The following is a 26,425-nucleotide window of genomic DNA, read 5'->3' on the forward strand; positions in this document are numbered from 1 at the left end:
ACCGGGCGTAAGCCTGTGACCGGTTTGCCCATCGCGGGGGCAGCCGGTCTATCCCGGTGAACTGGGAACGGATCCGGGATTTATAGAATGAACAATGAGGTTCGAGTTAAAAAGGCATATTACAGTTATAGTAATATGCCTTTTTCCATGAAAGGAGAGCAGCGCATTATGATGCAGGACTGGTTCAGAAAAGCACGACTTGGAATTTTTATTCATTATGGTATTTATGCAGTGGGGGATGTGTCAGAATCCTGGTCCTTCCACAACGGAAACATTTCTTATGAGGATTATATGAAGCAGTGCGAGGGTTTCACCGCTTCCAAATATGATCCGAAAAAGTGGGCGGCTCTCTTTAAGAAAGCCGGAGCCGACTATGTGGTAATGACATCCAAACACCACGACGGCGTGGCCCTTTTTGACACAAAATACAGCGACCTGAACGTGCTGAAAAAGACACCGGCAGGCCGTGATCTTGTAAAAGAATATGTGGAAGCTGTCCGTGAGGCAGGAATGAAAGTCGGAATCTACTATTCTCTGATCGACTGGTCTGATCCCAGATACCGGAGCGTTTACCCGGAGGGAGCCAAGAGAGAAGACTGCCTGAACGATATTTACGGTTCACCGGCAGGCGGCGAGGAAGATCCCGCAAAGTGGGAGGAGTTCCTGAAATTCAACAATAATCAGCTGGGCGAGCTCATGACCAACTACGGTACCGTGGATCTTCTGTGGTTCGACGGCGACTGGGAGCGCAGCGCCAACCAGTGGCATATGAAGGAGTTCCGGGAGTATCTCCATTCCCTGAATCCGGACGTAATTCTGAACTCCCGTATGCAGGGCTACGGCGACTACGAGACTCCGGAGCAGGGAATCCCGCTCTACGGACCGGAAGGCGAGTGGGAGTTCTGTACCACGATCAACGATTCCTGGGGCTACCGCCCGTCTGACAACGATTACAAGACCAGCGGCCAGATCATCCGGATGTTCTGCGACTGCATCACTCTGGGGGGAAGGATGCTTCTCGACGTGGGACCGAAGGAGGATGGTACGCTGGATGAGAGACAGGAGAAGGTTCTCGAGGATCTTGGAACCTGGATTTCCGATCACGATGAGGCCGTACACGGCACAGGAAAAGGTCTGAACTACGCACAGTTCCTGGGTGGAAGCACGCTCTCCGCAGACAAGAAGACGATCTATCTCTTCGTTTATGACACACCGAGGGAGGCTCTCTGCGTCAAGGGCGTGAAGACTCCGGTGAAAAAGGTAACGGTTCTCCACACAGGCGAGGAGCTTCGTTTCTCCTATACAGGAGCCCTTCCCTGGAGCGGTATCCCGGGAACCTTATGGATCTGGGCTGAGGGTATGAAAGAGCATCCCTTTGCAACGGTTCTGAAGGTGGAACTGGAAGGTGAGATCACCTACAACCTGGGTCACGGCGAGGTAGTAACCTGTAACGACTAAGTATTTTGGGGGGAGGCAGGAGAGCGGAGCGTACAGGCTCTCCTGCCAGAATGAAAGAGCAGGAATAACAACAGAAGGGATAGAACATGAAAAAAGTAATCGGCTATGTAAGCACAAAAGATCTTGGAACACTGAAAGAACAGGATATTAAAAATCTGGATGTCATCAATATTGCTTTCGGACTCATTGAGCGTCACCGGGTTGTTTGGGATTCTTGCGGAAATGAAGAATATTTGCCGAAGATCCGGGAGATCAACCCGGACATTAAGATCGTACTGTCTGTGGGCGGCTGGGGAGCCGACGGTTTCTCCCAGGCGGCAAGAACCGAGGAGGGAAGAGCCCTTTTTGCAGTCAGCGCTGTTTCTCTGGTGGAAACCTACGGCCTGGACGGCATTGACATCGACTGGGAGTACCCGGGAACCTCTTTGGCCGGCATCGGTTCCCATGTCAATGATAAGGAAAATTACACGCTGCTTCTGAAGGCTCTCCGGGAGTCTCTGAATCATATGGAGGGCGAGAAGTCTCTTTCCGTGGCTGTGGGCGGCGACGTGTACTTTGCTCTTCAGACTGATATGAAGGCAGCCAGCAAATATCTGGACTATGTACAGCTCATGACCTATGACCTCCAGGGCGGCTTCCAGAAAGTCACCGGCCACCATGCAGCCCTCTATCACTCTGAGGGAAATCTTCTGGATGTCTGCGTGGACAAGGCTGTCAAAGCCTTCCATGAGGCCGGCGTTCCCATGGAGAAACTGATCCTGGGCGTTCCTTTTTATTCCAGACAGTGGAACGGTGTCAAAGGAGGAGGCTGCCGCCATGGACTCGGAATGGAGGCCGACAGCGTTGGCGGCTACGGCGGAGACTACGCGGAGCTCAAAGCCGACTGGATCGGAAAGAATGGTTTTGTGAGATACTGGGACGAGGTGGCAAAAGTGCCGTATCTTTTTGATGGAAAGACCTTCGTGAGCTACGAAGATGAAGAGTCCCTGGGAGGGAAGATTGAGTACCTCAAGGAAATGGGGATGGGGGGAATTATGTTCTGGGAATATAAGTGTGATCCCTCAGGGGAGCTGCTCGGATATATCCGGGAGCAGCTTTGATGGAAAGCTGAGGAAAACATACTTGAGGGGGCCCGCTTTAGAAAATAAGGGGCTTACGTCATACTGTTACGCAGTGATGATATGGTGTTTTGTTATTCATATTGAAGATTTGAATTGTTGGATTTCAATATGAGACATCAAATACCATATTATCGCTATGTATCAGCCTGACGTAAGCCCCTTATTTTCTAAAAATGCCAATGGGGGTTCGAAGGGGGCGAGCGGCTTTGGAGCCGCCCCCTCGATTTCCTCTACGCTTTCCAAAAGCCTACATTTTATTTTAAATCCCTAGTCGCGCCGCGTCCCCAATGCCGTTTGGTATAATACGCAAAATACAGAACGAACAGGATCGCTGTCAGTACCCAGGATCCGGGGTAGGAGAAGATAATAGTCTCCACAGCCCGGTGACTCGGAACGAAGAAGAAGATCCAGAGTATTCGGGTGACGCAGATACCGCCGCAGGTCAGGAGCATGGGGATCAGCACATTGCCGGCTCCGCGAAGTGCTCCGGAGAAGATCTCGATGAAGACGAAGGGCGCATAGGCAGGGACAATGATCTGCATGATCCGTACACCGATCGAAAGAACCTCTGCATCGGTGGTAAAGAGCGACAGCAGGAATTTTCCAAGGAAAAGATACATGAGCGCTGACAGGGTGAGCGCTGTGGCAAGATCCATACAAAAGCAGACACGGACACTCTTCTTCATGCGGTCGATCTTTCCGGCACCGTAGTTCTGGCCCACGAAAGTGGTGATGGCGACACCGAAGGCGCTGCTGATCATCCAGTAGAAGGAATCGACCTTTCCGAAAGCGGTCCAAGCGGCCATTGTGTCCGTTCCGAAGGAGTTCAGGGCGGTCTGGATTACCATGTTGGCGATGTTGTACATGGTGGACTGAAGGCCGGAAGGAAGGCCGATCTTCAGCAGCATGGAGAGGGGCGCTGCGTGAAGGTGGATCTTGCGGAGGTCCAGCCGGTAAATATCTTTGGTCCGCATCAGATTCCGGAGGATCAGAACGGAGCTTAAAGCCTGGGAGATCAGGGTTCCAAGAGCCACGCCGAGGACTCCCATATGGAAGACCATCACCAGGAGAAGGTCCAGGAAAATGTTGCAGAAGCAGCAGAAGATCAGGAAATACAGCGGATTTTTGGAATCGCCTACCGCCCGCAGGATGCCGGAACCAATGTTATAGATAAAGATGAAAATAATTCCGCCGAAATAAAATCGAAGATAAAGCAGGGAATCTGCCATCAGATATTCCGGTGTGTTCATGAGACGCAGAATGATCGGGGAGAGCACAATTCCCAGAATCGAGATCACGAAGCTTCCCACGATGGAAAAGGCAATGGCCGTGTGAAGAGTATCCTGAAGATTTTTTTCATCGCGCGCCCCGTAATACTGGGCGATGATAACCGTCGCACCGGAAGAAAGGCCAACGAAGAAGCCGACGATCAGGTTAATGATCTGGCTGGAAGAGCCGCCCACGCAGGCCAGAGCCTCTTTTCCGACAAACCGGCCCACCACCATGGCGTCCGCCGTGTTGTAAAGCTGCTGGAAAAAGGTTCCCAGAAGAATGGGAAAGAAGAAATAGAGAAGCTGCTTCCAGATGATACCCTCCGTGATCTGGTTCACGGTTTTTTCTGTTTGTTTCATGATGTAAGATCCCCCTAAAAATGACATTTTGCGGACAAAAATACGCCGCCGGACAGCCCGTCCAGCGACATGTTCTCTACTAATTATATATCTATCCTATCCGTGGCTGTTTGTCAAGACGCTGATGCGACCTTTTCCGCCTTTATCTGTCGGTTGACAGTCCGGTGGAAACGTGGGAAAATGAAGGGAATGAACAGGGAGATTTGAGAAGATCTGCCTGACACTATAGAAGCAGAAAGAAGTTTTTGATAACTGCGAAAAATGTTAAGGAAGGAAAGATGGATATCATGAGTCAGTCAGTAAATCAGGAGCTCATCGAGTTCCTGGATAACAGCCCCACCTGTTTTCAGGCGGTAGAAAATTTCAGAAAAATGCTTAAGGACGCCGGTTACAGCGAACTTCTGGAGTGTGAGAAGTGGGAGATCGTTCCGGGCGAAAAATATTTTGTCACGAGAAATGATTCCTCCATCATCGCTTTTTCTGTGCCGAAGAAGGATTTCAACGGTTTCCAGCTGATCTGCAGCCATACGGATTCCCCGAGCTTCAAGATCAAGGAAAATGCCGAGATGGACGCCGACGGCAAATATACAAAATTGAACGTGGAGGGTTACGGCGGCATGCTTTGCGCCCCCTGGTTTGACCGTCCCCTCTCTGTTGCAGGAAGAATCGCAGTCCGCACAGAGAATGGCATTGAGACCCGTCTGGTAAACCTGGATCAGGATCTTGCCATGATCCCGAATCTGGCCATTCACATGAATCGCGAAGCCAACAACGGCTACAAATACAACATTCAGAAGGATATGCTTCCGATCGTAGGCGAGGCCTCCTCCAAAGGAAAACTCATGAAGCTGGTGGCTGAGAACGCCGGCGTGAAGGAGGAGGATATCCTGAGTACAGATCTCTTTCTTTATAACCGCGTAAAAGGCACCGTCTGGGGCCTGGAAAAAGAGTTCCTGTCTGCCGGCCGCCTGGACGATCTTCAGTGCGCTTTTGCCTCCATGAAAGGCTTCCTCGGGGCAGTTCCGGGCGAGAGTGTTCCGGTCTGCGCCGTTTTCGACAATGAGGAAGTGGGCAGCAGTACAAAACAGGGCGCTGCTTCGACCTTCCTGGAGAGCACTCTGCGCCGGTTAAACGGGGCTCTGGGAAGAACCGAGGAGGATTACCTTTCCGCTGTGGCAGGAAGCTTTATGATCTCCGCGGACAATGCCCATGCGGTCCATCCGAATCACACAGACCTGGCAGATCCCACCAACCGTCCGGCCATGAACGGCGGTATTGTCATCAAATACAACGCCAACCAGAAATACACCACAGATGCGGTTTCCGCAGCAGTGTTCAAACTGTTCTGTGAGAAAGTAAACGTACCCTGCCAGACCTTTACCAACCGCTCCGATATGGCAGGTGGTTCCACGCTGGGAAATATCGCCAACACGAAGGTTTCCTTAAACACCGTGGATATCGGCCTTCCGCAGCTGGCCATGCATTCTCCCTATGAGACCGCAGGCACCAAGGACACCGGCTATTTCTGCGAGGTAGCGAAGAAATTTTTCAGCTCCTCCGTCCAGATGAAGGCCAACGGCATTTACGAGATTCGATAAAAAGAGATAAAAAATGCGGCATAGTCAGAAAAAGCGACTATGCCGTATTTTTTTATCTCTGTGTCTCATCGATGAGTTTTTCGAAAGCTTCCGCGGGCATGGGCCGGGCAAAATAGTAACCCTGGACCGTGTTGCAGTCCCAGTTCTTAAGAAGTTTCGTCTGCTCGGGATTTTCCACACCCTCGGCGATCATCGGAAGGTTCAGGCGGTGCATCATGTGGATGATCTCGGAGAGGATGATCTGCGAGCGGGGGCTTTCCAGAATGTCCCTGACGAAAGTCATGTCGATTTTCAGCACATCCATCGGGCAGTCCTTGAGAACGCTTAAGGAAGAATAGCCGGAACCGAAATCATCCATCAGGAAGCGGAAGCCCTTTTTCTGAAGCCGGGCGACAGCCTCTGCCATCGTGTCCTGGCTCTCCACATAGACGCTCTCCGTGAGCTCCAGGCCGAAAGCGCCGGGATCCAGCTCATATTTTTCCATGAGACCTAAAAGAAAAGGTTCAAAATCTTCATCAAAAATATGGGCTCTGGATACATTTACGGAGAAGGGAATCCTTTTTCTGCCCTCTTTTTTCCGGCGCCAGAGCAGTTTGGCGGCTTCCTCCCAGATATACTGGTCCAGCTGGATGATGAAGCCATTTTTCTCAAAAACCGGGATAAAGCTGGCAGGGGAGATCATTCCGTAGATGGGGTGATTCCAGCGAACCAGTACCTCGGCTCCGACGATACTCTTGGTCCGGATATCGAAGAAAGGCTGAAAATAGGGGACAAAGTCGCCGTTTTTTAGGGAAGGCTCCATGGACTGGATCAGGGTCTGCTCCCGGGTGACCTGCTGACGGAACTCCTCGTTGAAGATCGAGTAAGGCTGGCTGTAGGAAGTGCGGGCCTTCTGAAGAGCCATTTTGGCGAAATCTGCCAGCTGATAGGGCGGCATGTTCCGGTCGTAGACAGGACAGATCCCGAAATAAAGGGAAATATGAAAGGCCAGTGGATAATGGTCCATGTCATGCTGGAGCTGTTCCATAAAGTCCAGGATTTCCTCACGGTTCATGGAAGTGCAGATGCAGAAGGAATCCGCATAAAACCGGCCGCAGGTGTCCCCCGGTTTTAAATGTTTCAAAACAGATTCATAGAAATCATGCAGAAGGGCATCGCCGGCCTGGCTCTGAAACAGATCGTTGATCATACGAAGTCCGTAAATATCGGTCCGGACGATGGTGTACTCCGTCTCTGGATGACTTTTAAGCAGCTTTGAGGTATGACGGCAGAAGGCAGGGCGGGTCAGGGCGCCGGTGAGCTCGTCATGCTCAATTCGTTCTTCGAGGGCTTCTTTTTCTTCATTGAGATACATATGGGGCTTGGCCAGGCCCAGATAGACCGGAGTTCCGTCGGAAAGCGCCGTCCGATGGAACGTCAGGTCAAAGGCACAGTGAAGCTGGGAGTGAAACTGGACAGAAGAACATTCGGAAAGAGAGGGATCTTCCTGAAGCTTCCGCACAGGACAGGCTCCGCAGGGAGTTGTCTGGCTGCAGCAGAAATAGCAGGGGCGTTCTCCGACGTGAAACCCTGCGTTTTTTTCCATATATTCGTTGCAGTATAAAATGTGAAAATCCTGGTCCGACAGAACAAAAAGACCAATATCTGAAAAATGTTGAAAAAAAGACAGTTCCTGAAGCAGTTTTTTCATAATCTCACCCTTTGTGTCATAGATAGTCAAATCTTACCACAGAAATACGGACAAAATCAACAGAAAACGACATTAAAAAACTCTTGACAGGGTGAAATACAGGTGATATGGTTAGTTACATAAGTAATGAACCATATAACCAAGGGGAAGGAAGTGAAATCCTTGCAGGAAATCTTAAACCAGGAGAAATCGATCTATCTGCAGATCAAAGAGATGATCGAGCGGGATATTCTGAGAGATATCCTTCTGGAAGAAGAGCGGGTACCGAGCACCAATGAGCTGGCGAAGCTGTATGCCATCAATCCGGCCACAGCAGCCAAGGGAATCAATCTTCTGGTGGAGGAAGGGATTTTGTATAAAAAAAGAGGAATCGGAATGTTTGTCGCAGAGGGGGCAAAGGCAGCGATCATGAAAAAGAGAAAAGAACATTTTTTTGACGATTATATCAAGGGGCTTCTATCGGAGGCGGCATCTCTGGGAATTTCAAGAAAAGAACTCATCGAGATGATCGCCGACGCGGGAGAAACGGAAAAGAAGACATCGGAGAAGGGCTGAGAACCGAAGGAAAATGGAGGAACGTATGGAACAGCTGATCTGTGAAAATATCACGAAAAATTATAAATCAAAGGATGCGCTTGACAGTGTGAACCTGACTCTGGCAAAAGGCAAGATCTACGGTCTCATCGGCCGGAACGGAGCTGGAAAAACGACGCTTCTGTCCATCTTAAGCGCCCAGAATCCGCCGAGTGAGGGCAGCGTCGTTCTGGAAACGGAGGAGGGCAGGCTTTCCGTCTGGGAAAATGAAAAGGCTCTGAGTCATATCTGTTTTTCCAGGGAACTGAACGTGGGGAAAAATACGGCTCTCTCAGCTACGAAGGTGAAAGATTATCTTCGGACAGCTTCTGTCTATCTGCCATACTGGGACCAGGAACTGGCAGACGAGCTGATCCGGAAATTTCATCTGGATGTAAAGCAGAAGATTGGAAAACTGAGCAAAGGTATGGTCTCCATGGTGACGATCATCGTGGCTCTGGCCAGCAAGGCGGATTTCACCTTCCTGGACGAGCCGGTTTCCGGCCTGGATGTGGTGGCGAGAGAGCAGTTTTATCGGATTCTTCTCGAAGAATTTACAGAAACAGGCAGGACTTTCGTGGTCTCTACGCATATCATGGAAGAGGCGGCAGATCTCTTTGAGGAGGTCATTATCTTAAAGGAAGGAAAGCTACTTCTGAAGGAAAATACCGAGGAGCTTCTGGAGTCCTGCCTCCATATCTCCGGAAAGGCGGAGGAGGTAGACCGGGCCACAGAAGGACTGGAAAAGCACTATGAGGAGCGGCTGGGCCGGAGCAAGAGCGTGATGGTCCGCCTGAAACCGGGACAGGAGCTTCCGGACGCAGAGGTGACTGTCCAGCCCATGAAGCTTGAAAAGGTGTTTGTGGCGCTCTGCGGTGAGGAGGCCTAGGATGAACAGGAAAAAGTTTTTGTTTTACGGACGGCTCTGGGGGATCACGGTGGGAGGAGCTCTTGTCGCCGGTCTGCTCCTTGCTCTGATTACCTGGCTCAACAGAGGAGGAGATGTCCGGGGGATGATCTGGTATATGCTGGCAGTGGACTGTATGATGATCGGATATTTCTGTCTTCAGATTCTTCCTTTTTCCACCTATATGTCCACGGTTCCGTTGATGTTGGCCTTCGGCTGCCGAAGAAAGGAAGTTATCTTAAGTTCCCAGATCCTAAAGTTTTTAAATATCCTAGGGATTCTGGCGGTCACAGCAATTTTCCTTCTTCTGCAGTCTCGGATGAAAGGAAATCAGGTGGAAATCCAGCGTATGAAGGATATGTTTCTGATGAGCGCTCTGCTTCTCCTCTCAGGAGGCTCCGTCGGAAATCTGATCGGTGTTCTTTATAATCTGATCGGAAGATGGGTCATGATCCTTTATGTCATTTTAAGCGGTCTTACAGGCGGTATGGTGGGAGTGGTTACGGAACTTTCTTCGACTCCCGACATCAATACCTTTGGAGATCTGCTGGGAAATACCGCCTTTCTGACAGCTGCCTTTGTGGCAGCGCCGGTTTTCATCGCAGCGGATCTCATTGTTTCCTGGCTGGTATTGAGACGGACGGAAGTCCGCTGCTAAGATAGGAGGAGAATTATGAAAAACAGTATATGGCAGGAATTTGTCCTTGAGAAAAAGACCATCGGTATTTTTGCGGCCATCGCGGGCGGTTCCTGGCTCGTGGGCATCCTGGGAATGTTGATCTTTCAGGCCTTTATAAAGAATGACAAAGCGCTTTTTCCGATAGCGACGGTGCTGCTTGTGGGTATTGGAAGTATTTTTCTGCTTTTTCTTCTGGAAAACTCCTTTGCCCACAAGTTTAATCTGGCGATTTCCATGGGAAGAACAAGAAAGAGTTATCTTCCCTCTGTGGCCTTTCTGATTTTTGTCATCGTGCTTATGGTCTATGTGATGGGAGGCATTGGTTTTCTTATAGAGAAGGGGCTTTACGGGCTGCTTTATCATGGCAGAAAGCTGACGGGGAATATGGGGCCCTTTCTGACTCCGGCCTGGCTTCTATGCTGCACCGTTTTTGAGACAGGACTCATCTGCCTGTACGGAGGTCTTATGAAAAAGGACCGGAAAATGGGAACGATCTTTTTCCTTATCACATGGGTTCTTTTCTGCTGGACTTCCGGAGGCTTCTGGGGAAATTACGATGGAATGGATGGTTCGATCATGAGCCGGTTTACCTTTCTGGGCTATCAGATCCGGCTCTGGTTTACGAGTTATTCAACAGAAATCCGCATGGCGATCCTGGTGCTCATTGGCCTGGCAGGCTACTTTATCATGTATCTGATGCTGCGAAGAGAAGCAGCTGATTAAGGAGGAGAAGATATGAAACTGGAGGTAAAAGATCTTCACAAAAGTTTTGGAGGAACAGAGGTACTTCACGGAATTTCTTTTTCTGTGGAGAGCGGCCGGGCTTTAGGCCTGCTTGGCCGAAACGGAGCCGGAAAGACCACGACGATCCGGATTCTGATGCAGGTATTTGCCGCAAATAAGGGAACGGTGACACTGGACGGCGTACCCTTTTCTACAAAAAAGATCGGCATCGGCTATCTTCCCGAGGAGCGAGGCCTCTACCCGAAAAAAACCGTCACCGAGCAGCTTATGTACCTGGCGCAGCTTCGGGGCATGAAAAAGGCTGAGGCCGCGAAAGCTGTGAAGCACTGGCTGGAGCGCATGGGCGTGGAACAGTACGCTTCCCGAAAGCTGGAAACGCTTTCCAAAGGAAATCAGCAGAAGGTCCAGCTGGCGGCCACGCTGGTTCACAATCCGCCGGTGATCATTCTGGATGAGCCGTTTTCCGGTCTGGACCCGGTAAATTCCCAGGTATTAAAGGATGTGATCCAGGAACAGATCGCGGAGAACAAGCTTGTGATCTTTTCCAGTCATCAGATGAGCTATGTGGAGGAATTCTGTAACGATATCGTCATCATGAATCACGGAGAGACCGTCCTATCGGGCGACTTAAGGGAGATTAAGACGCTCTTCGGCCATGGCCGCCTGGTGCTCTCCCTCAACGGAAAAGACGGGGAAGAGACAGAGGCTATCGTAAAGGAGCGCTTCTCCGGTCTGGTGCAGCCTGACGGCATCCATAAGGATTTCGTGGTGCTGAAAATGACAGGAGAGACGACGAAAACGCAGGTATTCCGGGCGCTGGCAGAGAGCGGCCTGGATGTGGAGAGCTTCGGAGATTACCGGCCGTCGCTCAATGATATTTTCGTGGAAAGAGCAGGTGACGAGGCATGAAGCAGTTTCTGAATGTTTTAAAATTTGAGCTTGGAAACTATTTTAAGAGTAAAAGCTTTATGGTAACAACAATTCTTCTGGCCCTGGCAGTGGCAGCAGCAGTGGCTCTTCCGCCGGTATTTATGAAGGGCAGCTTCTCAGAAGTCTTCGGCGGAAGCAAGGGAAGTACGGAAGCCACCGGAGAAGATGCGGCAGAAGGCAGCTCTGCTGATGGCAATTACGATTCGGATGCAGATGTACTGGCTATTGCAGATCCGGACGGCTTTGTAAGCGATATTACGGAACTGACAGACCGGATGCCGGGTTATAACTGGAAGGTTTTCGATGATACCGATGAAGTGGAAGATATCGTGTCAGCAGGGGCAAAGGGAGGCTTTATCCTGACCGGCAGATATACCTACACCTATGTGGTGAACGATCTTTCCATTCTGGATAGTCTGGATTCTGAGTTTTCAGAAATTTACACAGACTACTGGCAGGAGCAGGAGCTGAAGGCCGAGGGCATCGACGCGGCTGCCGTGGAGGAAATTCTGGGTCACAGCAGTATTTCTGATATGAAGGTTCTGGGAAAAGACGGGGCCAACAACTACTGGTACACCTATATTCTGATCTTTGTGCTCTACTTCCTGGTGCTGTTCTACGGCCAGATGATTGCGACTTCCATCACCAGCGAGAAGAGCAACCGGGCCATTGAGGTTCTTGTGACCACGGTGGACAGCACCAGTCTGATCTTCGGAAAGGTCATCGCCGGGGCGCTCAGCGGTATCTTCCAGGCAGGCGTGATCCTGGGAAGCGGTCTTCTGACCTATCATTTCACAGGAGCAGGCTGGAATTACCGGCTGGATTTTCTCTTCCATATTCCGGCAGAGGTCTGGGGAGCTTTCGTGGTATTTGGTCTTCTGGGTTATCTCATGTATGCCTTCCTGTTCGGCATGCTGGGAGCTCTGGTTTCCAAGACCGAGGATATCAGCAAATCTGCTACTCCGGTGACGATGATCTTTGTGGTATCCTTTATCCTGACCATGACCGGAATGAACGACAGCAGCAGCCTTCTCATGAAGGTGGCCTCCTTCATTCCCTTCACTTCCAGCAATGCCATGTTTGCCCGGATCGCGCTGGGCAGCGTTTCCAGCGTGGAGGTTGTGATTTCCGCAGCGATTCTGGCTGCCACTGTGGTGGTTTTGGGCTGGCTGGCAGCGAAGATCTTCCGTTTCGGAACACTGATGTATGGAAATCCTATTAAATTTACGCAGGCATTGAAAAAGATTCGGGAGCAGTAAATCTACTTTCCGAGAAGATATTTACTCACCACAGGAAAGGGGGCGGGGCCGATCTCAAGGACCTTCTGATGGAAGGCTTTCAGAGAGAAGGCGCTGCCCTTTTTCTCTTTATAGGCGTCCCGGAGATCTTCGAAGGTAAGATAGCCCACATAGTAACGGAGATAGTTGGCCGGGGCTTCGAGAAGGGCCTCGTAGAGGGCCTGGGCAGAGGTCTCCTCAAAGCCGAATTTACTTAAGGCTTCTGCCACATCGCCCTCGGTGAAGCCATGGTAATGGACGGCGATATCCATGAGAGAGGAGAGGCCCAGGGTGAGGGAGCGGTTCAGCCGGTAGAGTTCAGCCAGATTCGGGTCCGTATCGGAGAGACCGTAGGCGTACATTTCCACATAGGTGGCCCAGCCCTCTATGTAGCCGCCGAAATTCAGAAGATTCCGCACCGGATCCGAGGTGGTGCTGCCGCTTAAGATCGTCTGGTAGAGATGGCCGGGATAGCCCTCATGGGCCAGGGTGGTGTAGAGATCGAGAGCCGTGTAGGTGGAGGCCCGGTTGATATAGATCACGTTGTCAGTGAGGTCATCGAGAGGCGGCGTGAGATAGAAGGCCGGGCTTAAGTAATCCTCCAGCGAGGAATGAACGTACTTGACGGAGAAGGAGACTTCCGGCGGAGTGGGGAAATCGGCGGCGATTTTCTGACGGAGATCAGAGAGAATCTCGTTGGGTGTCCACTGGGCGAGGGCTTTCTCTTCCAGTTCCCGGCCGGAGGGGTCTGTGGCATACCAGCCATCGGCGTTCAGAATCGTTGAGGGAGAGTTGTCGAGAGAGAAGGCGATGGCGCTTCCCAGCGTCTCCCGGGAAAGAAGCTCCGGATGGGCAGAGGCCAGACTCGTGAGCTTCTGAAAATCTGTTTTCAGCTGTTGTTCGATGCGTTTCTGGATGGTATCGACGGAGGCCCAGGAGCCGGTAGAATCCCGCAGGAGATATTCATAGTAAGCCTTTCCGTTGGGAAGACCAGAGAGGCCCTGCTGGTTTTTGCCCGTGTTTTTAAGGGCCGTGAGTCCTCGGATCAGAAGCTGGTAGGCGGGAATTACATGCTCCAGGACGGCTTTTTCGTTTTGTTCCAGAAAATGCTTTTTCTCCACCTGGGTGAGAAAATCCGCTTCCTCGATCTTCTCGGCGAAGACGGTGATGAGGAAGTTTTTCGAGGGTTCCCGGATAAAAGCATTACACTGGTCGATGACGGCCTGGGCTGCGGAGGCGCTCATGAAAAGACCTTCCCTGGACTTGGCTTCCTCGAAGTGAACCAGAGTCGAGTAGTATTCGTCCATCTCTGTGAGAAGGGTCAGATAGGTCTCGATATCGGCCTTGTTTCGGAAAGCGTACTCCGCGAGAAGCACAGGAAGCTGAGCCTGAGTACCGATGGTGGGGCCAAGGGGTTCGGCGTAGAGGGCAAATTTCTGACCGGAGAGCTGATTTTGAAGATAAAGTTGCAGGATATCGTAGGTCAGCCGGTTGGTTTTGGAGAGTGTCTGGTAGGGAAAACGGCGCAGCACCTCCTGGTAATTTTCCAAAACCAGGCCGGAAGCCTCCAGGACTTCGGGCTCCGCGCTTCCGAGAGTGACGGGAGCCTCGGAAATCCCGTAGTTTTCCGGATGTTTCAGGGTATAGTGAAGGTTCAGGGTATTTCCGGCCAGTTCACTGCGGAAGATCTGACCGGTAAACTGCCGGAAAGACCGGTTGTTGAAAAAGACGCAGGCAGAAAAGACCAGAAAAAAGAGCGCGGGGAGAAACAGAAAGGTAAGAAATGAAGGGAGTTTTCGATCTCGCATAGAAGCTCCAGAGAACTTTTGGTACTATTTTATGATTCAGAGGGCAGACTCATGCCCAAAATAATCATATCGTTTCCATGGACTGTATGAAAGAACATTGTGGAAGAGGCAGGGGAGCAGGCATAGATGGAAAGTAAGAGAAAAATCCAATAGAATTGCTAAAAAGAGTGTGTTATAGTGGAAGAAAGATGTAAAATTCTGCCGATATATCAGACAAGGAGGAACCTTCATGAAGAAAAGAATTCAAGTAAAAACAGAGAAGCCGCAGTTCACGGTGATCACCAACCTTACCTACGCCCAGCGTGACAGCTGGTTCGGCCACACCATGCAGGATCTCAAGATGGATCTCATTTATCCGGAGGACAGTAGCAGAACCTATCCCTGCATCGTCTGGATCTGCGGCGGAGCCTGGCTCCAGCTGGATAAGTCCGCTCATCTGGCTTATCTTTCCGAACTTTCCAGAAAAGGCTTTGTGGTGGCTTCGGTTCAGTACCGCACCAGCAATGAGACGCCCCTGCCGGGCCAGATCCAGGATGTGAAGGCCGGGATCCGCTACTTAAGAGCACACGCAGAGCGGTTCCATATCAATCCGGAGAAGTTTGGCGTCATGGGAGAGTCTGCAGGCGGCTATCTCACCTGTATGGCGGCCCTTGCCACGGATCCGGCCTTTGATGTGGGAGAAAATCTCGAATTTTCCAGCAGTGTGCAGGCAGCCTGCCCCTGGTATCCGCCTACAGATTTCCGCGGTTTCTCCTACGATAATCCGGAGCAGTGCGCCGCTTCGCCGGAATCCCTTCTCCTGGGGAAAAATGTGCTGTGCCATCCGAAGGAAGCCCTGAAAAACTGCCCGGTGAGCTTTGTCACCAAGGATGCGCCGCCCTTCCTGATCATCCACGGGGAGAACGACCATACGGTGCCCTTTACTCAGGGCGAACTGCTCCATGACAAACTGGAGGAGGCAGGCTGCGATGTGACGCTTCTTGCCATCGAGGGCGCAGACCATGCGGACCTTCATTTCTTCCAGAAGGAAGTCTGGGAGGAAATAGAAGCGTTCTTCGCAGAGGAGTTGTAGAATTGCTCCGCTGCAAGGCAGCTCACGCAATTCTAGGTATTAAGAGGAGTAAAACGTCATCACCGCCTCCTGCAACAGGGAAGATCCTTCACCAGCTGATTGACCTGGTCGAAGGATCTTCGTATCTTCAGAAATTGCCGGTCGGCTTTGGGAATGCAGTAGATCCGAAGGCCCAGGCGCTCCGGAAAACGGATTCTTTTCAAAGGGATCACCGAAAGAATTTCTTCCATATTATATATGCTTTATTCTGCGTTACGGTTCGGCTTGCGGATTACAAGTTTATGGATGGGGTTGCGGAGATTGCTGAATTTTCGCTCATACTCAGTCATGACGTTGCCTTCCATGAGCTCTTTGTCATGGTGGAGGTCATAGGTGCAGACCAGAAGCTCCCAGCCGCTCTCCTTCACTTCCTCCAGGGAGAAATCGAAAAGGCTGCGGTTGTCGGTCTTGAACTCCACGAGGCCGCCGTTAGCCAGGATCTCCTCATAACGGGCCAGAAATTCGCGGGAGGTGAGTCTCCGTCTCGCATGGCGTTCCTTCGGCCAGGGATCGGAGAAATTAAGATAGATCCGGTCCACCTCGCCTTTTCCAAAGAAGTTGGGAAGGTCCTTGGCATCCACGCAGAGATAACGGAGGTTGGGGAATTCCTCGCCACATTCCTCGGTGAGAAGTTCACGCTTCTGGAGCGCCCGGTAGAGAACGCTGGTGTAGCGCTCGATGCCGATGTAGTTGATCTCGGGATTCCTCCGGGAAAGCTCGGTGATGAACTGGCCTTTTCCCATACCCACTTCGATGTAGAGGGGCTGGTTTTTTCCGAAAACCTCACTCCATTTTCCTTTTTTTGTCTCTGCATCCTGGATGACCCAGGGGCTGTTGGATACGGCTTCGTCCGCACCTGGTATATTTCTTAAACGCATGGTAAAATCTCCTTATTGTTGATTATTTAGTAATTGATGCCGATGAATTGCTCAGCTGCTTTGCAGCTCACGCAATTCTGCATCATAGCATACTTCCTTACTTTTTTCTACCAAAACTTCCTCATTTACGCCGGTTCCTTTCCTTTTAAAAGGCGGATCAGATGGCGGGCGGCCACGCTCAGGGGTTTCTGCCGGTCCTCCACCATACAGATGTGGCGGCCTTCGATCTTTTCCTCGATCTCGATCTCCACGATACTGCCTTCCTCCAGCTCCTTTTTCACGAGCTCCCGGGGGATGAAGCCTACGCCCAGGCCCTGCCGGATGACGGGAACCATGAGGTCTGCCGTGGCAAGCTCGATATCCGGCTTCAGGATCAGGCCGTGGGAGGCGTAAAATTCCTTATAGAGGGCATAAGTCATTGTGTTTTCCGCGAGGGAGACAAAGGGGTACTGCTGGACCTCGGAGAGGGGAACTTTTTTCCCTTTGAGATAGGAATAATTGCTGCCTCCGGCCAGAATATCCTGACATTCCTTTACCAGAGTGACACGGAAATGGGAATCCTCCCGGATAGGGGTAGTCACTACGGCAAGGTCGGTCTTACCGGCTTTCAGATCTGCCAGCGTATTGGGCGTGGTGCCGCTGGTGAGCTTCAGGCGGACGCCGGGGTACTGCCGGTGAAAAGAGGAGAGCTTTTCGAGAAGAAAGCAGTGGAGGGCGGTCTCCGTGACGCCGATGTAGACGGAACCGTTCTGATAACCGAGGGTTCCGCCGATATTTTCCTCACCTTTAAAGATCTGCTCGCAGGCGGGAGCTACATATTTATAGAGCTGTTCTCCTTCGGCAGTCAGGGAGACGCCCCGCTTGGTCCGGACGAAAAGCCGGCAGCCAAGCTCCGTTTCCAGAGCCTGCATACAGCGGGAAACCGAGGGCTGGCTGGAGAGCAGAGCCTTGGCGGCCAGGGTGAAATTCTGGTATTTCGCTACATAATAAAAGATTTTATAATATTCAAAATTTGCTGCCATAGATTTTCCTTTTATAAAGTTTTTTTATTATGGGTATAAAATAATATCATTTTTCAAAATCAGCCGATTTCAGTATAATCCAATGTGTTCAAAACGGCAACCGCAAATAGCGCAGAAAACCGGGCAGGGGTCATCCAAGGCTCCTGTTTTCCCACGTCAGAGCAGAAGAGCTGTCCCGGTTTTGGCTGTTTGCATAGGAATGACCGTTATTCATTTTTAGATTTTTAGCTATTATTATCCTTGCATTTTTAAAAAGAAAAGGTATGATAATAGAGAACTGTGTAAAAGCTTTTGAAAGCAGACACAGGAAAGAAAAGAGAAGGAGGTACAGAATGGATACAATCGTTAACAAGATCTCGGAAATTGAGACCGCAGCTGTCAAGATCATGAACGAATCCGCCCTTCAAAAGAAAGAACTGGATGAAGAATCCAAACAGCGAATGGATGCATACGATGCTGACGTGGATAAGAAGACAGAAGCAAAGCTTGCCGATATCCGTGCCAGCCTGGAAAACCAGAAAAAAGCAGAGCTTTCTTCCCTGAAAGAAGCCGCTGCTAGGACGATCATGACTCTGGAGAAGGAATATTCGGAAAATCATGAGACACTGGCTGCAGGCATATTAAAACAGATGATCGAGGGATAAGCTATGGGAAAACTGTTATCTTACAGTGGAACGACCACAAAGATCCGTGCCATCAAGAGCCGTCTCCTTACCCGGAAGGATTACGAGACGCTGGCCGCCATGCCGACGGTCACAGGCGCGCTGGCTTATCTGAAACAGAAGCCCTCCTATGAAGAGCTCTTCTCCGGACTGGATGAGAGCACTCTGCACCGGAGCCAGGTGGAGCAGATTCTCACCTATTCTGTTTATGCGGATTTCCAGAAGATCTACCGTTTTTCCACCGTACAGCAGAGAGCCTTTATGGATCTCTATTTTGGCCGGTACGAGATCGCCATCATGAAGCGTTCCCTTCGGATGCTTTTCGATCACCGGAATGTTTCCACGGACCTGACGATCTTTACAGACTTTTTCAACCACCATTCAGATTTGGATCTGAACAAACTTTCCGCCAGCCAGACCATCGATGAATTTGTCGAGAATCTGAAGGGAAGTATTTACTATGAGCCTATGAAACGTCTTTCGGACATTGAATCGCCGACACTCTGGGATTACGAAATGGCACTGGATCTTTTCTATTTCGGCTGGTTCTGGAAAAATGGCCAGAAGATTTTCAAGGACAAGGAAGACCAGAAAATTTTCATGGAAGCCTATGGCGTGAAAATTGATCTTCTGAACATGCAGTGGATCTACCGTTCCAAGAGATATTATCATATGGAAAACAGCAGCATCTACGCACACATTATTCCGGTGACCTACCATCTCACGGCCCAGAGCATCAAGGACCTGGTGGAGGCGGGAAATCAGGATGAGCTGACTGCCGCAGTCAGAAAGACCTATTACGGAAAACGTTATCCGGAGCTTACCCCTCACAATCTGGATCAGTATTACACAGAAATCCGTCATAAGATCCAGAGTAAGGAAGCCAGAAACAATCCGTATTCTGTCGCAACGATGGTTTCTTATCTCTATGAGAAAGAGCATGAGGTTGACAGACTTACTACCATTCTGGAGTGCGTCCGTTACGGACTGCCCCAGGAGGAAATAGCAAAATATATAAATAACTAAGAAAGGGGGTGGGTTCGTGATTGAGAAGATGAAATTCTTAAGTATCACGGGACCAAAGGCCGATATCGACCGTGTGGTAAACCAGTACTTATCGAAGTATGAGATTCATCTGGAAAATGCCCTTTCCGAGCTGAAAACGGTGGAAGAGCTCCGGCCGTTCATGGAGATCAATCCTTATAAGGAGCTTCTGAACAAGGCAAATGAGTTTGTCAGCCAGCTTTCCCAGCCGGTTTCTGAGGAAACAGGAAGCATGGATGTGGACACAGCGGTGAAAACCATTCAGGAACTGAGTGGATATGCCGCAAACTTCCAGGAGAAACGTACGGAACTTTCCAAAAAGCACGAGGAACTCCTTTCCTCTCTGCAGTGGATCGAGCCGTTCTTGAATTTCGACTTCAACATCCATGAGGTGTTTGGCTTCAAATTTGTCAAATACCGTTTTGGAAAGATCGCTCACGAATACTACGAAAAATTTGAAAAATATGTCTATGACAATCTGGACACCGTATTTTTCAAATGTGCTTCTGATGAACAGTACGTCTGGGGAGTTTACTTTGTTCCTGCCACACAGGCAGTCAAGGTGGACGCAGTATACAGCTCCCTGCATTTTGAGAGAATGCGTATTCCCGATGAATATGAGGGAACCCCGGAGGAGGCCGTTTCCAGGCTGAAAAAAGACCTGGCCTCCATCGATGAGCAGCTCAAAAACTGTCAGGCAGAGGTCGGAAAAAAGCTGGAGAGCAGACGGAGTGATCTTCTGAAAGCCAGAAATACGCTGGACAGCCTTTCCACCAACTTTGACGTGAGAAAGCTTGCAGCCTGCACCAAAGCGAAAAATGACAAACAGGTCTTCTACATCCTCTGCGGATGGATGACCGAGAGAGACGCAGAGCGTTTCCAGAAGGATATCGAGGATGACGTCAATCTCTACTGCATCCTGGAGGACGACGAGAACAACATCCTGAATCAGCCGCCTACCAAGCTGAAAAACCCGAAGCTGTTCAAACCCTTCGAAATGTACATCCGGATGTACGGACTGCCTGCTTACAATGAGATTGATCCGACCATCTTTGTGGCCATCACCTATTCTCTGATTTTCGGAGCCATGTTCGGTGATGCGGGCCAGGGACTCTGCCTTCTGATCGGCGGCTTCCTGCTTTATAAATTCAAAAAGATAGATCTGGCAGCCATCATCAGCTGCGCCGGTTTCTTCTCCACGATCTTCGGATTCCTCTACGGAAGCTTCTTCGGTTTCGAGGATGTGCTCCCTGCCCTGTGGCTGAAGCCCATGAATAACATGATGACCGTTCCCTTCATCGGAAAACTGAACACCGTCTTCATCGTAGCAGTCGGTTTCGGTATGTTCCTGATCCTGGTGGCTATGATTATGCACATCATCAACGGCATCAAAGCTCACGATCCGGAAAGCGCCTGGTTTGATACCAATGGCCTCGCAGGTCTGGTGTTCTACGGAGCCGTTGTGGCAGTGATCGCTCTCATCATGACCGGTAAAAAAATGCCGGCAACCATCGTGCTTATTGTCATGTTCCTGCTTCCGCTTCTTGTCATCGCTTTTAAAGAGCCGCTGGCAAAACTGGTGGAGCATAAGGCAGACGTGATGCCGAAAGAAAAAGGCATGTTTGTCGTACAGACGATTTTCGAACTTTTCGAAGTACTCTTAAGCTACTTCTCCAACACCATTTCCTTCGTCCGTGTGGGTGCTTTCGCAGTCAGCCACGCAGCTATGATGGAAGTTGTACTGATGCTGGCAGGCGCTGAGGCAGGTTCACCGAACTGGATCGTTGTGATCCTCGGAAACCTGTTCGTCTGCGGTATGGAAGGTCTGATCGTCGGAATTCAGGTACTCCGTCTGGAATACTATGAGATGTTCAGCCGTTTCTACAAAGGTACCGGCCGGGAATTCATTCCCTTTCGGAAAATAGAAAAAGAATAACAATATATACAATTAAGGAGGATTTTATCAATGTCTACTATCACTCAGATCTTAATCGTTGCTGCACTTGTACTCAGCATTTTCGTCCCCTTCAGCGCTTTTCTTATCGGTGAAAGAAACAAAGGACGTTTAAAAACTTCTCTGGCCATCAACGCTTTTCTGTTCTTCGGAATTTTTGCAGTAGCCGGTATCGTATCTCTTGGAAACGGTGCTTCTGCTCTGGCTGCTGAGGCTGCTTCCGAGTCTTCTGCTGGTCTTGCTACCGGCCTTGGCTACCTGGCTGCAGCTCTTGTAACCGGTCTTTCCTGTATCGGCGGTGGTATCGCAGTTGCCAGTGCTGCCAGCGCTGCCCTTGGAGCAATCAGCGAGGATCAGAGCATTCTTGGTAAATCTCTTATCTTCGTAGGTCTGGCCGAAGGTTGCTGCCTGTACGGTCTGATCATCTCCTTCATGATCCTGGGTGCATTATAATCCATGAAAATGTATCTCATCAGTGATAACGTGGATACTTATACCGGAATGAGACTGGCCGGTGTGGAAGGCTGCGTGGTTCATGAGCGCGGAGAGCTCCGGGAAGCCCTGGAGTGTGCCATTGCGGACAAGGAAAACGGGATCATCCTCCTGACCGAGAAATTCGGCCGGGAGTTCCCCGACATTGTCGATGATGTAAAACTGAACCGCCGTCTGCCCCTCATCGTAGAAATTCCGGACCGTCACGGTACCGGCCGGAAGGCTGATTTTATCACTTCCTATGTAAACGAAGCAATCGGCGTAAAGCTGTAAAAAGAAGGTGATCTATTTTGACAACAGAAGAAAAGCTGAAACATTTTAAAGCTGCAGCTCTTGAGGAGGCACGTCAGGAAAGCACCGCGGCCATTGAAGAGCACCGCCGCGCTCTGGAAAAACTTTTTCAGGAACACACTGTAGATAAAGACCGTCAGGCTGCCCTCGAAGTAAAAACTGAGACCGACCGGCTGAAACGGGAAAACAACATCACTCTTTCCAAGGAACGTCTGGAGATCAAACGTGATATTTCCAGAAAACAGGAAGAGCTGAAAGAAACACTTTTTGTAGAAGTACAGGAAAAACTGGCCGACTACATGGCAACAACGGAATACCAGCAGCTTCTGATTTCACAGATCCGTGAGATCGTGAAATTCGCTGGAAATGAGGAAGTTACCATTTACATTGATCCGGCAGATCAGTCCTGCTTAAGCAGCCTCACCGCTGCTGTCAACCATCCGCTGACGGTTTCCGAGTATTCCTTCAGCGGCGGCACCCGGGCAGTTATTCCCGGACGTCATATCCTGATCGACAATTCCTTTGCTGCCAAATTTGACGCAGCGAAGAAAAACTTTACCTTTGACGGAGGTGTCCTTCATGAATAAGACAGGTGTTATTTACGGCATCAACGGTCCCGTCATTTATTTGAAGGGCAATACCGGTTTTGAGATGTCAGAGATGGTTTACGTCGGCAAGGAACGCCTGGTAGGCGAGGTTATCGCCCTGACTCAGGACACCACCACTGTACAGGTCTTCGAGGAGACAACAGGCCTGAAACCCGGCGAAATCGTAGAAGCCAGCGGAGACGCTATTTCCGTTCTCCTGGCACCGGGTATCCTGAACAACATTTTTGATGGTATCGAGCGTCCCTTAAGTGAGATCGCTGCCAAATCCGGCAAATATATCAGCCGCGGTCTTTCCGTAGATTCTCTGGACACCGAGCGGCTCTGGGATGTACACATCACCATAAAAGCCGGCGATAAAGTCAGCGGCGGAACTGTCATCGCAGAAACTCAGGAGACACCGGCGATCCTTCATAAATCCATGGTACCTCCGAACCTTTCCGGTACGATTCTGAAAGCTGCTCCGGACGGAAAATATAAGATCTTTGATGAGATCGCTGTTCTGCAGCTGAGTGACGGAAAAGAAGTTCCCCTGACTCTGGCTCAGAAATGGCCCATCCGTGTGCCGCGTCCCAGCGCAGCCCGCTACGCATCCAGCGAACCCCTGGTAACCGGTCAGCGTATTCTTGATACGATGTTCCCCATCGCCAAGGGCGGTACCGCAGCCATCCCGGGAGGATTCGGAACCGGTAAAACCATGACCCAGCATCAGATCGCAAAATGGGCCAACGCCGACATCATCATTTACATCGGCTGCGGAGAGCGTGGAAACGAGATGACCCAGGTTCTGGAGGAGTTCTCCGAACTGATCGACCCGAAGTCCGGAAATCCTCTGATGGACCGTACCACTTTGATTGCCAATACTTCCAACATGCCTGTGGCAGCCCGTGAGGCTTCCATTTACACCGGCGTGGCTCTGGCTGAGTATTACCGCGATATGGGTTATGACGTGGCTATCATGGCAGACTCCACTTCCCGTTGGGCCGAGGCTCTTCGAGAGCTGTCCGGACGACTGGAGGAGATGCCCGCCGAGGAAGGTTTCCCGGCTTACCTGGCATCCCGTCTGTCCGCTTTCTATGAGAGAGCCGGTTATGTACAGACCTTAAACGGAGCAGAAGGAAGCGTTTCCATCATCGGAGCCGTATCCCCGCAGGGAGGCGATTTCTCCGAGCCCGTTACCCAGAATACCAAACGTTTCGTCCGCTGCTTCTGGGGACTGGATAAATCCCTGGCTTATGCCCGTCATTTCCCGGCTATCCAGTGGCTGACCAGTTACAGTGAGTACCTGAACGATCTGGCACCCTGGTACCAGACCAACGTGGACAAGCGTTTCGTGGACCACAGAAACCAGATCATGGCGATCCTGAACCAGGAGAGCAGTCTTATGGAGATCGTAAAACTGATCGGCAGCGATGTGCTTCCGGATGATCAGAAGCTGACTCTTGAGATTGCCCGTGTGGTTCGTCTGGGCTTCCTGCAGCAGAATGCGTTCCATCCGGACGATACCTGCGTGCCCATGAAGAAACAGTTCTTGATGATGGATGTGATCCTTTACCTTTACAAAAAAGCAAAGGCCCTGGTTACCATGGGAATGCCGATGTCTATTCTGAAGGAAAGCAACATTTTCGACCGTATCGTTTCCATCAAATACGATGTGCCGAACGACAAGCCGGAAATGTTTGACGACTATTACAAAGCCATCGATGCCTTCTATGACGAAGTCATTGCCAAGAACGCATAAAAGGAGGTAGGATGAAATGGCAATTGAATATTTAGGACTCAGTCAGATCAACGGCCCCCTGGTAGTTCTCGAAGGCGTTCAGAACGCCTCCTTTGAGGAGATCGTAGAGATCACGGTAAACGGCAATGAGAAAAAGCTTGGCCGTATCATCGAGCTTTACGAGGACAAGGCTGTTATCCAGGTGTTTGAAGGAAATGACGGAATGTCCCTGAAAAATACCCATACAAAACTCACCGGACACCCCATGGAGGTGGCTCTTTCCCCGGATATCCTGGGACGTACCTTCAACGGTATCGGAGAGCCCATCGACGGACTGGGAGAGATCAAGGCAGAGTGCCGTCTGAATGTCAACGGCCTGCCTCTGAACCCTGTAACCCGTGAGTACCCGAGAAACTATATCCGTACCGGTATTTCTGCCATCGACGGACTGACTACTCTGATCAGAGGTCAGAAGCTGCCGATCTTCTCCGGAAACGGACTTCCCCATGACCGTCTGGCAGCTCAGATCGTAAAACAGGCTTCTCTGGGAGACGCTGCTTCCGATGAGAAATTCGCTATTGTTTTCGCGGCTATGGGCGTTAAATACGATGTGGCAAACTTCTTCCGCAAGACCTTCGAGGAGAGCGGCGTTTCCGACCACGTTGTCATGTATCTGAACCTGGCAAACGATCCGGTAGTTGAGCGACTGATCACTCCGAAGGTAGCGCTGACTGCCGCTGAGTACCTTGCTTTTGAGAAAGGCATGCATATCCTGGTAATTCTTACCGATATGACTTCTTTCGCCGAGGCCATGCGTGAGGTTTCCTCCTCCAAAGGAGAGATTCCTTCCCGAAAAGGTTATCCGGGTTATCTGTACAGTGAACTGGCTACTCTTTATGAGCGCGCCGGTATCGTGCAGGGTGTGGACGGTTCTGTAACCCAGATCCCGATTCTGACCATGCCCAACGACGATATCACCCACCCGATCCCTGACCTGACCGGATACATCACCGAGGGTCAGATCGTTCTGGACCGTCAGCTTCACGGCCAGGCAATTTATCCGCCGATCAATGTTCTGCCGTCTCTGTCCCGACTGATGAAGGATGGTATCGGTAAGGGTTACACCAGAGAGGATCATCAGGATGTGGCAAACCAGCTCTTCTCCTGTTATGCAAAAGTAGGAGACGCCAGAGCCCTGGCTTCCGTTATCGGTGAGGACGAGCTTTCTCCCCTGGACAAAACCTACCTGAAATTCGGAGAAGCTTTTGAGCACGAATTTGTCGGACAGGGCGAGGAAGAGAACCGTACTATCGAGGAGACGCTGGACAAGGGCTGGGAGCTCTTACGGATGCTGCCCAGAGAAGAACTTGACCGTATCGATACCAAGATCCTTGATAAATTCTATGAAGCGCCGAAGACGGCAGAAGCATAAATCCGAGGTGAGCGTATGAATCCAAACACATTTCCCACCAAGGGAAATCTGATTCTGGCCAAGAATTCTCTGGCACTTGCGAAACAGGGCTTCGATCTGATGGATAAGAAACGAAACATTCTTATGCGTGAGATCATGAACCTGATCAGCCAGGCCTCGGAGATCCAGACCGAGATCGACAGCACGTTCCGGGAGGCTTACGGCCTCCTGCAGCGGGCCAACATCGAGATGGGTATCCATGAGGTGGAGGAGATCTCCTTCTCCGTCCCCGTGGAGGATTCCATAAGGATCAAGACCCGCAGCGTCATGGGTACGGAGATCCCGCTGGTGGAGTATAAGCCGAAGGCCGATGAACCGACCTACGCTTATTACAGCACCACCCAGGCCCTGGACCAGGCGAGGATCGCTTTCGAGAAAGTGAAAGACCTTACCATCCGTCTTTCCATGATCGAAAACTCCGCCTACCGTCTGGCCGCCAACATCAAAAAGACCCAGAAACGTGCGAATGCGCTGAAAAACATCACGATTCCGATGTACGAAGCTCTTACGAAAAATATCCAGAATGCACTGGAAGAGAAAGAGAGAGAAGAGTTCACGAGGCTGAAAGTGATCAAGAGGATGCAGACCAGTAAATAAAAAAGTTCCATGCGATCATTGATAGATGATTGCATGGGGCTTTTTTTCTTTATGGGGGCTTTGGGAAGCCGCAGGGAATAGCAGGGGGAAAACCATCGGAGTTGCGCAGTCCTGGTTTTCCCCCTGCACCCCCTTTCCAGGGCACGCTAGAAAATAGGGTGC

General features: G+C 50.6%; 25 protein-coding genes. 19 read left to right on the forward strand and 6 right to left on the reverse strand.

The window, feature by feature from the left end; all coding sequences use genetic code 11:
- The first annotated feature begins 168 nt into the window (after positions 1 to 168).
- Both LKD71_RS13080 and LKD71_RS13085 read left to right on the forward strand, forming a co-directional pair.
- Entirely contained in the window at positions 169 to 1,458 is a 1,290-nt protein-coding gene (locus LKD71_RS13080) for an alpha-L-fucosidase (protein ID WP_255633034.1), read from the forward strand.
- An 86-nt stretch (positions 1,459 to 1,544) separates the two neighbouring features.
- Positions 1,545 to 2,558 (forward strand): glycoside hydrolase family 18 protein, encoded by a 1,014-nt coding sequence (locus LKD71_RS13085; protein ID WP_227615790.1) that lies wholly within the window; start codon positions 1,545 to 1,547, stop codon positions 2,556 to 2,558.
- A gap of 275 nt (positions 2,559 to 2,833) precedes the next feature.
- On the opposite strand, the gene LKD71_RS13090 is transcribed toward LKD71_RS13085, so the two are convergent.
- A complete protein-coding gene (locus tag LKD71_RS13090; RefSeq protein ID WP_227615791.1) occupies positions 2,834 to 4,210 on the reverse strand; it encodes an MATE family efflux transporter in 1,377 nt (458 codons plus the stop codon).
- A 287-nt stretch (positions 4,211 to 4,497) separates the two neighbouring features.
- Between LKD71_RS13090 and LKD71_RS13095 the strand changes: the two genes are divergently transcribed.
- Positions 4,498 to 5,808: a M18 family aminopeptidase gene (locus LKD71_RS13095; RefSeq protein ID WP_331466469.1), complete on the forward strand. Its 1,311-nt coding sequence runs from the start codon at positions 4,498 to 4,500 to the stop codon at positions 5,806 to 5,808.
- Between the two features lie 52 nt (positions 5,809 to 5,860).
- On the opposite strand, the gene LKD71_RS13100 is transcribed toward LKD71_RS13095, so the two are convergent.
- Entirely contained in the window at positions 5,861 to 7,393 is a 1,533-nt protein-coding gene (locus LKD71_RS13100) for a putative bifunctional diguanylate cyclase/phosphodiesterase (RefSeq protein WP_227615794.1), read from the reverse strand.
- Positions 7,394 to 7,660: 267 nt separating this feature from the next.
- On the opposite strand from LKD71_RS13100, the gene LKD71_RS13105 reads away from it, so the two are divergent.
- From LKD71_RS13105 to LKD71_RS13130, 6 genes are read left to right on the forward strand one after another with little or no spacing between them, the layout of a single operon-like run.
- Positions 7,661 to 8,053, forward strand: coding sequence for a GntR family transcriptional regulator (locus LKD71_RS13105; RefSeq protein ID WP_178046240.1), 393 nt, complete (start codon positions 7,661 to 7,663; stop codon positions 8,051 to 8,053).
- A 25-nt stretch (positions 8,054 to 8,078) separates the two neighbouring features.
- On the forward strand, positions 8,079 to 8,960 hold the full coding sequence (locus LKD71_RS13110; RefSeq protein ID WP_331466470.1) for an ABC transporter ATP-binding protein: 882 nt from the start codon (positions 8,079 to 8,081) through the stop codon (positions 8,958 to 8,960).
- A 1-nt stretch (position 8,961) separates the two neighbouring features.
- Positions 8,962 to 9,636, forward strand: coding sequence for a hypothetical protein (locus tag LKD71_RS13115; RefSeq protein ID WP_227615796.1), 675 nt, complete (start codon positions 8,962 to 8,964; stop codon positions 9,634 to 9,636).
- Positions 9,637 to 9,651: 15 nt separating this feature from the next.
- Positions 9,652 to 10,380 (forward strand): hypothetical protein, encoded by a 729-nt coding sequence (locus LKD71_RS13120; protein WP_227615798.1) that lies wholly within the window; start codon positions 9,652 to 9,654, stop codon positions 10,378 to 10,380.
- A gap of 12 nt (positions 10,381 to 10,392) precedes the next feature.
- The gene (locus tag LKD71_RS13125) at positions 10,393 to 11,310 is read left to right on the forward strand and encodes an ABC transporter ATP-binding protein (protein WP_227615809.1); all 918 of its coding nucleotides are present in this window, start codon (positions 10,393 to 10,395) and stop codon (positions 11,308 to 11,310) included.
- A complete protein-coding gene (locus LKD71_RS13130; RefSeq protein ID WP_227615811.1) occupies positions 11,307 to 12,590 on the forward strand; it encodes an ABC transporter permease in 1,284 nt (427 codons plus the stop codon). Before LKD71_RS13125 ends, LKD71_RS13130 begins: the two co-directional genes overlap by 4 nt.
- A gap of 2 nt (positions 12,591 to 12,592) precedes the next feature.
- Here the strand turns inward: LKD71_RS13130 and LKD71_RS13135 are convergent, their stop codons facing one another.
- Entirely contained in the window at positions 12,593 to 14,416 is a 1,824-nt protein-coding gene (locus LKD71_RS13135; protein ID WP_227615812.1) for a DUF885 domain-containing protein, read from the reverse strand.
- Positions 14,417 to 14,645: 229 nt separating this feature from the next.
- Here LKD71_RS13135 and LKD71_RS13140 point away from each other — a divergent pair, with 229 nt between their 5' ends.
- Positions 14,646 to 15,488 (forward strand): alpha/beta hydrolase, encoded by an 843-nt coding sequence (locus LKD71_RS13140; RefSeq protein ID WP_178046233.1) that lies wholly within the window; start codon positions 14,646 to 14,648, stop codon positions 15,486 to 15,488.
- A 59-nt stretch (positions 15,489 to 15,547) separates the two neighbouring features.
- On the opposite strand, the gene LKD71_RS13145 is transcribed toward LKD71_RS13140, so the two are convergent.
- From LKD71_RS13145 to LKD71_RS13155, 3 genes are all read right to left on the reverse strand, one after another.
- Positions 15,548 to 15,718, reverse strand: coding sequence for a hypothetical protein (locus LKD71_RS13145; protein ID WP_178045204.1), 171 nt, complete (start codon positions 15,716 to 15,718; stop codon positions 15,548 to 15,550).
- 12 nt (positions 15,719 to 15,730) lie between these two features.
- Positions 15,731 to 16,405, reverse strand: a complete 675-nt coding sequence (gene trmB, locus LKD71_RS13150; protein ID WP_178045203.1) for a tRNA (guanosine(46)-N7)-methyltransferase TrmB — start codon at positions 16,403 to 16,405, stop codon at positions 15,731 to 15,733.
- A 125-nt stretch (positions 16,406 to 16,530) separates the two neighbouring features.
- A complete protein-coding gene (locus LKD71_RS13155) occupies positions 16,531 to 17,427 on the reverse strand; it encodes a LysR family transcriptional regulator (protein ID WP_178045202.1) in 897 nt (298 codons plus the stop codon).
- A gap of 332 nt (positions 17,428 to 17,759) precedes the next feature.
- Here LKD71_RS13155 and LKD71_RS13160 point away from each other — a divergent pair, with 332 nt between their 5' ends.
- Genes LKD71_RS13160 through LKD71_RS13200 form a run of 9 tightly spaced genes read left to right on the forward strand, consistent with a single transcriptional unit; the run spans position 17,760 to position 26,263 of the window.
- The gene (locus LKD71_RS13160) at positions 17,760 to 18,071 is read left to right on the forward strand and encodes a hypothetical protein (protein ID WP_178045201.1); all 312 of its coding nucleotides are present in this window, start codon (positions 17,760 to 17,762) and stop codon (positions 18,069 to 18,071) included.
- A gap of 3 nt (positions 18,072 to 18,074) precedes the next feature.
- Complete coding sequence (locus LKD71_RS13165) at positions 18,075 to 19,115, forward strand: V-type ATPase subunit (RefSeq protein WP_227615813.1); 1,041 nt, start codon at positions 18,075 to 18,077, stop codon at positions 19,113 to 19,115.
- A gap of 16 nt (positions 19,116 to 19,131) precedes the next feature.
- On the forward strand, positions 19,132 to 21,069 hold the full coding sequence (locus LKD71_RS13170) for a V-type ATP synthase subunit I (RefSeq protein ID WP_178045199.1): 1,938 nt from the start codon (positions 19,132 to 19,134) through the stop codon (positions 21,067 to 21,069).
- Between the two features lie 30 nt (positions 21,070 to 21,099).
- Positions 21,100 to 21,540 carry an ATP synthase subunit C gene (locus LKD71_RS13175; RefSeq protein ID WP_117766326.1) on the forward strand — a complete coding sequence of 147 codons (441 nt, stop codon included), beginning with the start codon at positions 21,100 to 21,102 and terminating at the stop codon, positions 21,538 to 21,540.
- Between the two features lie 3 nt (positions 21,541 to 21,543).
- Complete coding sequence (locus tag LKD71_RS13180; protein WP_227615815.1) at positions 21,544 to 21,852, forward strand: V-type ATP synthase subunit F; 309 nt, start codon at positions 21,544 to 21,546, stop codon at positions 21,850 to 21,852.
- Between the two features lie 17 nt (positions 21,853 to 21,869).
- Complete coding sequence (locus tag LKD71_RS13185) at positions 21,870 to 22,457, forward strand: V-type ATP synthase subunit E (RefSeq protein WP_227615816.1); 588 nt, start codon at positions 21,870 to 21,872, stop codon at positions 22,455 to 22,457.
- Positions 22,450 to 24,216 (forward strand): V-type ATP synthase subunit A, encoded by a 1,767-nt coding sequence (locus LKD71_RS13190; protein ID WP_227615818.1) that lies wholly within the window; start codon positions 22,450 to 22,452, stop codon positions 24,214 to 24,216. The genes LKD71_RS13185 and LKD71_RS13190 overlap by 8 nt, the downstream gene beginning before the upstream one ends.
- A 16-nt stretch (positions 24,217 to 24,232) precedes the next feature.
- Positions 24,233 to 25,627 carry a V-type ATP synthase subunit B gene (locus LKD71_RS13195; RefSeq protein ID WP_178045196.1) on the forward strand — a complete coding sequence of 465 codons (1,395 nt, stop codon included), beginning with the start codon at positions 24,233 to 24,235 and terminating at the stop codon, positions 25,625 to 25,627.
- Positions 25,628 to 25,642: 15 nt separating this feature from the next.
- The gene (locus tag LKD71_RS13200) at positions 25,643 to 26,263 is read left to right on the forward strand and encodes a V-type ATP synthase subunit D (RefSeq protein ID WP_178045195.1); all 621 of its coding nucleotides are present in this window, start codon (positions 25,643 to 25,645) and stop codon (positions 26,261 to 26,263) included.
- Positions 26,264 to 26,425 lie beyond the last annotated feature (162 nt).

The organism is Fusicatenibacter faecihominis (genome assembly GCF_020686945.1).
GTDB lineage: Bacteria > Bacillota > Clostridia > Lachnospirales > Lachnospiraceae > Limivivens > Limivivens faecihominis.